Annotated in this window: 7 protein-coding genes; 4 read left to right on the forward strand and 3 right to left on the reverse strand. The window is 71.4% G+C overall.

What is annotated here, in order from left to right; all coding sequences use genetic code 11:
- The first annotated feature begins 181 nt into the window (after positions 1-181).
- On the forward strand, positions 182-748 hold the full coding sequence (locus LV78_RS39400; protein WP_253851327.1) for a hypothetical protein: 567 nt from the start codon (positions 182-184) through the stop codon (positions 746-748).
- Here LV78_RS39400 and LV78_RS39405 read toward each other — a convergent pair.
- The 3 genes from LV78_RS39405 to LV78_RS39415 form a co-directional block, all read right to left on the reverse strand.
- Positions 714-1,949: a hypothetical protein gene (locus LV78_RS39405; protein WP_253851328.1), complete on the reverse strand. Its 1,236-nt coding sequence runs from the start codon at positions 1,947-1,949 to the stop codon at positions 714-716. The two genes, LV78_RS39400 and LV78_RS39405, sit on opposite strands and share 35 nt — an antisense overlap.
- Complete coding sequence (locus LV78_RS39410) at positions 1,946-3,070, reverse strand: ImmA/IrrE family metallo-endopeptidase (protein WP_253851329.1); 1,125 nt, start codon at positions 3,068-3,070, stop codon at positions 1,946-1,948. Before LV78_RS39410 ends, LV78_RS39405 begins: the two co-directional genes overlap by 4 nt.
- 134 nt (positions 3,071-3,204) lie before the next feature.
- Positions 3,205-5,502, reverse strand: a complete 2,298-nt coding sequence (locus LV78_RS39415) for an ATP-binding protein (RefSeq protein ID WP_253851330.1) — start codon at positions 5,500-5,502, stop codon at positions 3,205-3,207.
- A 115-nt stretch (positions 5,503-5,617) separates the two neighbouring features.
- Between LV78_RS39415 and LV78_RS41385 the strand changes: the two genes are divergently transcribed.
- The 3 genes from LV78_RS41385 to LV78_RS39430 all read left to right on the forward strand — a co-directional run.
- On the forward strand, positions 5,618-7,594 hold the full coding sequence (locus tag LV78_RS41385; protein ID WP_308208811.1) for a PP2C family protein-serine/threonine phosphatase: 1,977 nt from the start codon (positions 5,618-5,620) through the stop codon (positions 7,592-7,594).
- On the forward strand, positions 7,573-7,998 hold the full coding sequence (locus LV78_RS39425; RefSeq protein WP_253851333.1) for a response regulator: 426 nt from the start codon (positions 7,573-7,575) through the stop codon (positions 7,996-7,998). Before LV78_RS41385 ends, LV78_RS39425 begins: the two co-directional genes overlap by 22 nt.
- Positions 7,999-8,699: 701 nt before the next feature.
- The coding region (locus LV78_RS39430) for an RHS repeat domain-containing protein (protein ID WP_253851331.1) at positions 8,700-11,223 on the forward strand (2,524 nt) is incomplete at its 3' end.

Genomic DNA, 11,223 nt, shown 5'->3' on the forward strand with positions numbered 1-11,223 from the left:
GCGGTGGTACCGCCGCGATGAGGGCGTCGTGCGGTGCACGAGCACGGTTCCTGCGGACGGTGCCCACAGGCGAACTCGCGGTGATCGGGGTGAGAGCGTCATGACGAGCGCGCTGGCGGTGACCGCCCGTGCGATGTCCGATCGCGCCTGTTCGGCTGGTCCGGTGTGGTCCGGTCCGCTGGTGAGCGGGGTCGTGAAGCTCTCCGGTGGGCACGTCGGCCTGGTGCTCGAACTCGACCAAGCCGAGGTCGAGCGGCGTGCCGCCAGCGGCTGGTCCGGGGTACTGGACCTGGGTGTTCTCGACGCGCTCATGAACCTCCCCGCCGGGGTGCCGGTTTCCTGGGCGGATCTCACCGAACGGGAGCGGTTGGCGGTCAGGAAAGTGCCGGAGGGCGTTGTCGAGGTCGCGGGGGACCGGGTCGTCAGGCGCGCTGTCGCGCCGTTGACCGTGCGCTTGGCCCTCGTCGCAGCCAGGGACTGGCGGTCCGGGCTCAAGCGAGCCGGGGAGTTCGCGCCGTTCTGCGCGCGTGGTGTGGTGCTGTCCCGCGTTCCCGATGACGTCGACGAGCTGCACTTGCGCTGTGGCGTCTTCGGGGTCGGCGCCTACGTGGCCAGCCGTGGTGAGGCTGATGTGCTGCTGGAACCGCGCGCGTACGTGCGTCAGCGGCACACGGCTGCGCACTGGCGCTTCGCGGAGGAGGTCCACGCGCGGATCAGCGCGTCTTCGACCGCTTGGGCGCAGGGGTAGCCGACCAGGCGGGCATGGTCGCCCAGGAGTCGAGCGGTCCCGGCGGGGTGAACGCGCCCTCCTGCTCGATCATCGTGTTGACGACGTCGTGGTGGCCGACGGCTCGCGCGCACTTCTCCTTCCACCACCGCGCCCGGTCGGCGAGCGTGGGCAGGGAGAGCATCTCCTCGACCCACTCCGACCACACGCGGATGCCGTGGGCGTGCGCCTCGGCGCTCTCCGCGCGTCCCAGGAACCTGGTGAGCTCACGGCCGTCGCACGTCCCGCAGTCGCAGGTCTGGGCAGGCACGAGGTTGGCGAACTTCGTGGCCAGCAGCGCGCCCTTGAAGAAACCCATCAGCTCGGGGTGGAGAACGCTGGGCGAGGGGTCCTTCACCCTGGAGCGAGGGCCCGCGCCCTTGCGGACGACGTGCCTGAGGCTGCCCCCGGTGCCGATGGAAGCGGCGAACGCGCCGTGGGTCATGGCGTCGAACGCGGCCAAGTCGGTGCGGAACAGCGCCAGGGGACCCGCCTCGGCGATCAGCTTCCGCAGGTTGCCCGTGCTGCGCTTGTTGCGGGAGAGCGGGTCGAACTGCGCTCCGAGGAAGAGCGCCGCAGGCTGCTCGAAGCGGGAGAGCACGGCGAACAACTGGGGGAAGTGCTCTTCGTGCAGCCACCCGACGTCGATCGGCAGGCTGAGGACCGCGTCGTCCCGGCCGAGCCGTGCGAACTCGGTGCAGGCGGCCTTCAGGGCTTCGCTCTCGCCCACGTCGATGTACCCGGTCGGGGTGAGGGCGACAGTGGCTCCGTTCCTCCGCTGCGCGGTGAGGACGTCGTCGAGGGACACCCGGAAGGAGGCGTCGAGCACGTTGTCGGAGCTGGGCAGGATGAACGGGGCGTCCTCGGTGGCGAACCCGTCGAGATAACCCTCGGAGTCCGACACGAGCGGACCGGTGTACCCGGCCCTCCGGAGTTGGAGGATGGTGCTCGCGCTCCTCTTGCCCGTGATCACGAGACCGCTGCCGCGCACGGGCAGCAGGCCGAACAGCTCCTTGGCCCGGTCGCCCGACGCCTGGACCAGCAGGTGGTCGGCGAGCTCGCCGACCGGTCCCGCAGGTGTGCGCGGCTTGGTCAGTCGGCCCGTTTCCGGGCGGAGCCCGCTGCCGGAGACGAGGTCTGTCGGTGGCCTGGGGGTCGGAAGGGCCGGGTGCTCGTCGCTCATGGCTCCACCTCGGTGAAGGGAATGAGATCACGGGTCTCGGCTGGTCTTCTCGCGCTTGCGCCGGCACCGCCGAGGTAGAGCCGGTCGAACTCGTCGGGGTTGAGGAGAACCGCGCAGGCCAGTTCTTCCGGGGTTCGTCCCTGGGACAGGTGCCAGCGCACGACCTGGTTGACGGCGTTCGGCTGCTCGGAGTCGAGCCCCAGGGGTTCGGTGGTCCGGTAGCCCAAGGTCGTCATCTCCACGGCCAGGTTCCGGTACTGCCAGTCGGTGATCGCGTTGAGGGTGTGCGCGCGCCTGAGCAACGCCCACATCGACACCCGCCAGCGGGGCTTCAGCCGAACCAGCGCGCGCAGGTCGACCACGCCCGCCAGGTCGTCCCGGATGTCCCGAGCGGGCATCAGCAGTTCGGCGGCGAACCTGTTGGCCTGCTTCTCCTGCTCTGAGTTCGGCACCTGGTGCATCACCATGTGGCCGAGCTCGTGCGCGAGCGTGAACCGCTGCCGGTCCGCGGGGGTGCCCTCGTTGAGCAGCACGATCGGGTCCTCGCCGGGGAGGAGGCCGCTCACCGCGTCGAGGGGGACGCTCTCGGCGCCGGAGTCCAGGGCCATCGGTGAGACCAGCGACCGGCGCAGCACCAGGCCGCCTGCTCCTTCGAGCAGCGCGACGACGGAGTCCAGCGGGCCCCGCTCCACTCCCCACTTCTTGCGGACCGCGCGCGCCGCCTCCTCGGGCGAGGTGTAGTCGTCGACCTCGATGGAGGGCAGTGCGTGCGGAGCGTGCCTGGGCGCGCCGTCGACGAGCCGTCGCACCTGCACCCTGGCCAGGTTCAGCGCCGCGTGGATGCGACGCAGGTCCTGCGCGACGACGGCCTGTTTTTTCCGGTGGTGGACGATGCCGGGGCCCGCGCCCACCTCGGTCTCGTTCAACGTCAGCAGCTCGACCGGGTAGTCGAGGGCGCGTGCGTAGAGCTCCAGCCGCTCTCCGGACACGGTCACCCGTCCGCTCTCGGCCCGGCTGACGTACGCCTGCCCGACCTTGGAGCCCTCGCCTTCGAGCTCGCGCATGGCGGTTGCGACGTCGTCCTGCTTCCAACCGCGCGACTCGCGCGCGAGGGTCAGCATCCGAGGCTGTGCGGCATCCGCTCGCGCCTGCTGACCCACTGGAGATTCCTCCAAAAACTACCTCAAAATATTCAACCGTTCATGTGCGAGGTAAGCACAGGTGTCCGAGGTGCGCAAGCGCGTGGCGGTGCGGACTACTCCTCCGGCCCCAGGGTGAACCACACCGTGGTGCCCTCGCCCGGTTCGGAGTCGAGGGTCAGGGTGCCTCCGTGCCTGGACACGATGCGGTCCACTATCGCCAGGCCCGCGCCGTGGCCGCCGCCGTAGGTGCCCCTGGGGTGGAGTCTGCGGAACAGGCGGAAGACCTCGCGCTGGTGGGTCGTCGGGATGCCGATGCCGTTGTCGCGCACGTACACGCCCCGGTCCTCGGTCAGGCCCACCTCCACGGTGCGCTCGCCCTCCGCCCTGGCGTACTTCGCCGCGTTCACCAGCAGGTTCACCAGGAGCTCCTGCAACCGGTCCGCGTCCGCCGAGACCATGGCGCCGCTCGGCGGCATGCGCACCGACACGTCGCGCTCCTCCAGCCTCGGGCCCGCGATCTCCAGCGCGCGCTCCACCGCGCCCCGCAGGTCCACCCAGACCCGGCGCAGGTCCGCCTGGCCCAGCTGGGCGAAGTGCAGCAGCGAGTTGATCAGCTCGTCCATCCGGTGCGCCAAGGCCTGGATCGTGCCCAGCCTGCGCACCGTGACCTCGTCCAGCGCGTCGCCCGCGTCCTCGCCGATGAACGCCGCCGCGTTCGAGATCCCGCGCAGCGGCTCCTTCATCTCGTGCGCGGCGACGTGCGTGAACGTGTCCAGGTCCGCGTTCACCCTGCGCAGCTCGTCGTTCAGCCCGGTCAGGTGCGTGCTGTGCCTGAGCGCCACTGTGGTCACCGCGTGGCCGAACTCGACGGCCACCGCCTCGTCCGCCGCCGTCCACGGCAGGCACCGGCCGCGCACCACCGCCCGGTACACCGCCGACGAACCCCGAGGGGTCAGCCGCTCGCCGTGCGGGCCCAGGCGGATCGGGGCGTTGGGGTCCGCCGCCCACGTCCTGGACGCCCGGCGCTCCCGGCGCGTCCACGCGACCAGCTCGCCCTCGCCGTCCAGCGCCAGCACCAGCGCGCCGCTCAGCTGCTCCGCGCACCACGCCAGCGCCGGGTCGTGCTCCACCAGGCTCTCCGCCGACCACACCTGCCCCGCCCGCAGCGGCGGCAGCGCCGCCCACAGCGCGTCCAGCGCCGCCTGCTCCGGCGGGTGCGCGCTGTCGGGCGCGGGGACCGCCACGCCGTTCAGGCGCAGCACCACCGCGTCCGCGGGCACCAGGTCCGCCAGCAGCGCGCTGCTCTCCAGCACCGACCGGACCACGTCCGCTTCCAGGCCCCCGACCAGCCGCGACAGCGCCGTCCGCGCCCCGTCGCGCCCCTGCGACGCCTGCGCCTCCTGCAGCGCGGCCAGCTGCAGCGACAGCGTCACGCCGAAGAACTCGCACGCCGCCCGCACCTCGGCGCCCAACCTGCGCGGACGCAGGCCGTGGCAGGCGATCAGGCCCCACAGCTCGCCCTCGCGCAGCAGCGACACCGACATGGACGAGGTCACCCCGATGTTGCGCAGGTACTCCAGGTGGAACGCGGACACCGTGCGCAGCGTCGAGTCCGACAGGTCCAGCGGCTCGCTCGTTCCCGGCAGGGCGGGCGGGACCAGCGCGGCCGTCTCGTCGTCCACGTCCTGGATCACCCGGATCCAGTTGCGCTCGTACAACCGCCTCGCCTGCGGCGGGATGTCGGTCGCCGGGAACCACAGGCCCAGCCACGGCTCCAGCTCGTCCGACACCGACTCGGCGATCACCTCGCCCGGCCCGCCCGGTCCCTCGAAGCGGTACGCCACCACCCGGTCGTACCCGGTGAGCGACCTGATCTCGGCCACCGCCGCCGCGCACACCTCCTCCACCGTGCGGCTGTGCTGCAACCGGGTCAGCGCCGCGCGCACCGCCGGGTAGAACCGGGAGAACGCGAACGGCCGCTCGGTGGTCGGCGGCTCCAGCTCCAGCACCACCCGGCCGTCCGCCCGGTAGACCGTCACGTCGAACTCGCGCCCGCCCTCGGGCACCGCCAGGCTCAGCAGGCCCCGGTCACCCGTGGGCGCCCCGAGCGTGGCGTCGACCGCAGCCACGCCCTCGGCGCCCACCAGCGCCTCCAGCGCCGTGCCGACCAGGGACTCCGGCGCGCGGCCGATGATCGGTCCGCAGGTGGTGCTGGCGACCTCGATCAGCCCGTCCGCGCCCACGGCGAGCAGCGCGCCGTACGATTGGATGCCGCCAAGCCGGTGGATCGGCTCGTTCAAGCAGACGGACAGGTCGAACGCCGTTCCGGACTCGGCCTCGGCCGCCAGGTCGCAGACGCCGGGCAGCCACGTCGAGGCGGGCTCCTCGGGGGTGTCGCCACCGGTTGTCATCGTGTCCCGCCTTCGGTGTGGTCACGCCGACGCGGGGCGCGTGAACCGATTATCGTGCCGGAACCCTACAGTTGTGCAGCGCCGACGTCGCGGCGCTCGGAAGAGCGGAGAGCCGGTGCCTGCGAACCCGTCGACCCCCTGGTCGACCCGGCTGCACGCGCTGTGGCGGTCGGCGTCGGACGCCATGAGCACCAAGGGGTTCTCCGAGGAGCTCTACTTCGGCCTGCTGTCGCTGCCCGGCGCGTGCGGCCTGATCGGGGCCCGGTTCGGGCTGCGCGGCGAGGTGCAGATCGTGCGGTGGGCGGACCACGAAGGGCTGGTGACCTCGCCGCTCGGGCTCGCCGAGCAGCTCCTCGACTGGACCGCCGCGCACCCCGCGCGTCCGACCGAGAGCGCGCTGACGCCCCTGGACGAGCTGCGCGGGCAGTCGGCGGACCTCGCCGACCGGGTCGCGGCGACCGGGGCCACGGGGCTGCTGGTGACCTGGTTCGAGGTGTCCGAGGGCGAGTGGGGGCTGCTCGGGCTGGCCGTCTCGACGCCGGACGTGCACGCCGCGCCCACCGACGCCGTCGGCATCGACATCGTCACGGCCATCCGGCAGGCCACCGACGTCATCGTCGTCGCCGACCACCACATCACCGAGCGGCGCGCCCTCGACGACCAGCAGGCCAGGGACGCGATCCTCGCCGAGGCCTCGCTGCGCATGGACGCCTCGCTCGACATCGAGGACACCCTGCGCGCCGTCGTGCGGATGGCCGTGCCCGGTCTCGCCAGCGGGGCCGCGATCCACGCCGAGCGGGACGGGCGGATGGCGCTGATCGCCGTCGCGCACGTCGACGCGCGGCGCGAGCGGCGGCTCGGCGAGCACCTGCGGGCCGGTCGCTGGGCGGGTGAGCCGGTGGTGCTGGGTACCGACAGCTCCTCCTGGGACGAGGAGACCCGCGAGTCCGGGCTGCCCGACGAGGTCGGGCTGGAGCTGATGACGATCAGCGTGCTGCGGGCGCGCGGCCGGGTCGTGGGGATGCTGACGTTCTTCCACCGGGCCGGGTCGCCGCGTCGCCCGCTCGGGGTGTTCCTGCAAGACCTGGCCGGTCGCGCGGCGCTGTCCATCGACAACGCCACGCTGTACGAGCGGCGGCGGCGGGACGCGCTGTCGTTGCAGCAGCACCTGCTGCCGACCGTGCTGCCGGACGTGCCGGGGCTGGAGTTCGCGACCACCTACAACGTCGCCGACCACACCCTGGAGGTCGGCGGCGACTTCTACGGGGCGGTCGACCAGACGAGCGGGCGGGTCACCGCGCTGATCGGCGACGTGTGCGGACGCGGCGCGCCCGCCGCCGCGCTGACCGGGCTGGCCAGGCACACCCTGGAGACCGTGCTCGCGGAGGGGCGGTCGGCGCAGCACGCGGTGCGCACGCTCAACGACAAGATGCTGCGCATCGGCGTCACCCGCTTCCTGACCCTGGCCACCGCGACGCTCTGGGCCGACGAGTCCGGCTTCCGGGTACGGACCCTGTCGGCCGGGCACCCGCCGACGCTGCTGGTGCGCCGCGACGGCGTCGTGCGGGAGACGCGCAGCACGGGCAGGCTGGTGGGCGTGCTCCCCGACCTGCGCCTGCGCACCGCCACCGACGTCCTGCGGCCCGGTGACGCGCTGGTGATGTACACGGACGGCCTGATCGAGGCCCGCGACGAGGAGGGGCGGTTCTTCGGGGACACCGACCTGGAGCCCACGCTCAGCAGGCTGCGGGACCTGCCGCTGCCGGACCTGGTGTCCTCGCTGATCGCGGGCACCGGGCGGTACCACGTCAACGACGACGCGGCGCTGCTCGCCATCCGGTGCACCGGGGCGCGGGCGCTGCGGGCCGAGCTGCCGCCCTCGGCGGCCGGGGACGCGGTGCTGGCGGCGGTGCGCGGGCTGCGGGGGGCCTCGGCTCCGGAGGAGCTGCCCGAGCGGTTGGTGGCGTTCCTGGCCGAGTGCGCGCTGGAGGGCGTGCGCGCGGTGCGGGTGGCGGTGGACGGCGACGCCGGGTGGGCGCGCGTGGAGATCACTGGGGAAGGGCGCGTGGCGTGGGCCGAGCTGACGGACTGACCGCGCAGCGGCTGCTCCTGGTGGTGGAGGACAGCGAGGAGGACCGGGAGGCGATCGACCGCGCCCTGTCGCGCTCGCACCCCGAGCTGCTGCTGGAGTTCCTGCCGGACGGGGGAGACCTGCTGGCGCGGTTGCGCGACGGCTCGCGGTCCCGGCCGAACCTGATCCTGCTGGATTTGAACATGCCGGAGGTCGACGGGTACCGGCTGCTGGCGGACGTTCGGGCGGATCCGGAGCTGGCGTCGCTGACGGTGGTGGTGTTCACCTCCTCCACGGCCTCGGCGGACATCGACCGGTGCTATGCGGCGGGGGCGGACAGCTATGTGTACAAGCCGGTGAACTTCTCGCTGTTCCGGACCGTGCTGCAGGGCGCGGTGGACTACTGGCAGGACAACCCCAGGTAGGTCGGTTTCACCCGGTGGGGGTGGGGCGTCACCTTGTCGTGCGAGTGTGCCGGAATTTCCGCTACAGGTGTGATGGCTTCAGTGTGGAATAAAATCAGCGGTGGAGCGGCACGTGGACACCAGCCCACCCGAACTCCGGGTGATCCAGTGGTAGATCACCAACGGTGATGCCGGGTCCGTCCTGCGGCAGCGTTGGGGGAGTCGCTTCCCCGTATGCCTGTGACTGCTCGGCCCCGAGCTCCTCCGCCGCAGCGGGCGGTAGCCGCCTCTACTGCGTTCGAAGGTTCTTGATCTTCTGAGGTGCGGGGTGCTCACGTTGCCCCTAGTGTCGGTTCGGCCGGGCTCCACAAGAGGAGTGCCGGAGCGCTGGGCGCCGGGGGGCGTTCCAGCTCGCAAGGGGGATTCTCGTGAGACGCAGGATGCTGCGTGGATTTGCGCTGCGCTCTTGAGCCGGTGCGCTGTTCGCCGCTGCGGTTGTCGTGGCGCCGACGGCATCTGTGACCGCAGTCGCGGAACCCGGTGTCGCCGAACCGGTGACCTGGTCGCCGCCGCAGGAGGCCAAGCGCACGGGGGCGGGCGGGCCGCCGCCCAGCACGGTGTGGCAGCCCTCGGGGGAGCGCGAGTCCGAGCGGCGTGGTGTCGGGACCGCATCGGCAATCGGCTGCATCGCTGACAACGACGGTGTGCTCCCGTGGTTCCCGATGGAGCGACACCCGATCAGCGACCGCTTGGAGCTGATGGTCAACCTGTCCAACCGCAACGTCGTGCTGGCCTACCGCGAGCTGACGGTCAAGGGCACGGGCTTGCACCTGTCGGTGAACTGGTTCCTCAACACCCAGGAGGGGTACGGGAGTTGGGAGCGGGGCTACGACCGGATCGGGCTGCGCCAGTACGACACGGGCGCGCTGCTGTACGGGCCCAGTGGTGAGTGCGTGTGGTTCGACAAGAACGCCGACGGCTCCTTCGCGCCCGCCGAGCGCCTCCACACCAAGCTGACCAGGACGCCCGAGGGCGGCTACGTCGTCACCTTCGACTCCTCCGGTGAGCGTTGGCTGTTCACCGGATCGGGCTGGCTGGTGTCGCAGTCCGACCGCAACGGCAACGCCTTGACCATGGGCTACGCCCCCGAGGGACACGTCTCGTCCGTGACCGACTCGCAGACGCGCGTGACGACCTTCGCCCACGACGCCGACGGGCTTCCCCGGTCCATTACCGATCCGGCGGGTGAGACGTACGGGGACTACGCCTACGACGGCGGTTCCATCCGCGAGTTCACCGACCGCGCGGGGGAGCGGACCAAGGTCTCCTACATCCGCGACGCCGCGGACTGGAAGCTGCCCGGCGCGATCACCGATCCGCGTGGCAACACCTACAGCCTGGAGTACGACTCGGCGCGGAGGTTGACGGCGCTGACCAAGCCGGGCGGAGCCACCAGCACCTACGCCGACAACCGCGTCACGGACGCCAACGGCCATGCCGCCACCCACGAGTTCGACGACAAGGGCAGGCAGACCAAGGCGACCGACGCGCTCGGGCACGTCCAGTCGCAGACCTGGACCGCGGCCAGCGACGTCAACACCACCACGAACTCGCTGTCGCACTCCACCACCCGCGAGTACGACTCGCTGAACAACATGATCGGCACCAAGCTGCCGACCGGCGCGGAGAACGTGGTGGGGTACACCGACTCCGCTCACCCGCACCTGCCCACGCAGGTCACCGACGGGTCGGGGAACCAGGTCACCCGCGAGTACGACGCCAACGGCAACCTGACCAAGGCGCGGTCCACCGGGCTGAACGCCGACATCGAGACCTACTCCTACTTCGCCCGCGGTCTCGTGAAGACCCGGACCGACGGCAAGGGCGCGGTCACCAACTACTCCTACGACACGCGCGGCAACCTCACCGCCGTCGCCCCACCCGCTCCCGCCGGAGCCAGTTCCTACACCTATGACTCGCTGTCGCGGTTGACCGGCGTCACCGACGGCAACGGCGTCAAGCTGGAGTACGGCTACGACCGGCTCGACCGGGTGGTGTCGGTCAAGCGCGGCGTGGAGGTGTTGCAGGCCAATAGCTATGACGTCAACGGCAACCTCACCGGTACGCAGGTGCCCGGTGTGTCGCGGGTTCTGGCCTACGACGCGCGCAACCAGCTCGCCCGCGTCACGCGCGGCAGTGAGGTCGTCTCGTACACCTACGACAAGGTGGGCAACCTCAGGACGTTGACCACGCCGAGCGGGACGGCCACGTACGCCTACGACGCGGCGGACCGGTTGACCTCGCTGGCCGACGCGCACGGCGGGACCACCGGGTTCGGCTACGACGACGCGGATCGGCGCACCAGCACGGACTTCCCCGGTGGCGCCACGCAGCGCACCGGGTACGACGACTCGGGCAGGCAGACCTCGATCACCGTGGTCAACGGCGACCGGGAGCTGCTCGCGGCCTCCTACCGGTTCACCCGGCCCGACGGCGGTGACACCGACCGGGTCCAGTCCAAGACCGTCAAGGGCGTCACGACGGACTACGGCTACGACGCGCTGGGCAGGCTGACCTCGGCCGGTGCCGGGACCTACCGGCTGGACAACGCCTCCAACCTGCTCTCCGGTGAGGGGCGCAGTTATGAGGTCAACGCCGCCGACCAGTACACGAAGATCAACGACATGGCGGTGTCCTTCGACGGGGCGGGCAACTACAAGTCCACGTCGAGCCCGGCGACGAGCTTCACCCACAGCCCCAGCAACCAGGTGCGCACCGGGGACTACGAGGGCGCGCGGGTGATGGAGTTCGCCTACGACACCGCCGACCAGACCCAACCGAACCAGATCACCGAGACCCCGACCGGTGGCAGTCGGGTCACGCACGTGTTCACGCGCACCGCGCTCGGGGTATCAGAGTTCGTGGACAACGGCGTGCGCTCGGGATTCACCCGTGACACCAATGGTTTGCTGGTCGGGGTGAAGGACGGTTCGGGCGCGCGCCACGGGGCGGTGACCGACTACCAGGGCAGCGTTCTGGCCCTCGTTGACGGGAACGGCCTGATCGCCGCCGAGTACAGCTACGCCCCGTACGGCGCGGTCACGGCCACCGGGGCTGCGGCCAAGGCCAACCCATTCCGCTACCTGGGCGCCTACCAGTTGCAGCGGGGGCACTACCTGCTGGGCTACCGGGTGTACGACAGCGCGTTCGCGAGGTTCAGGTCGACCGACCCGACCGGGCAGGAGG

The sequence above is a fragment of the Actinosynnema pretiosum genome (assembly GCF_024171695.1).
Taxonomy (GTDB): Bacteria; Actinomycetota; Actinomycetes; order Mycobacteriales; family Pseudonocardiaceae; genus Actinosynnema; species Actinosynnema pretiosum.

Coding starts and splice junctions, on each gene's coding strand:
- LV78_RS39405 (WP_253851328.1), bottom strand. CDS start 1,949: ATGAGCGACGAGCACCCGGCCCTTCCGACCCCCAGGCCACCGACAGAC.
- LV78_RS39410 (WP_253851329.1), bottom strand. CDS start 3,070: ATGCTGACCCTCGCGCGCGAGTCGCGCGGTTGGAAGCAGGACGACGTC.
- LV78_RS39415 (WP_253851330.1), bottom strand. CDS start 5,502: ATGACAACCGGTGGCGACACCCCCGAGGAGCCCGCCTCGACGTGGCTG.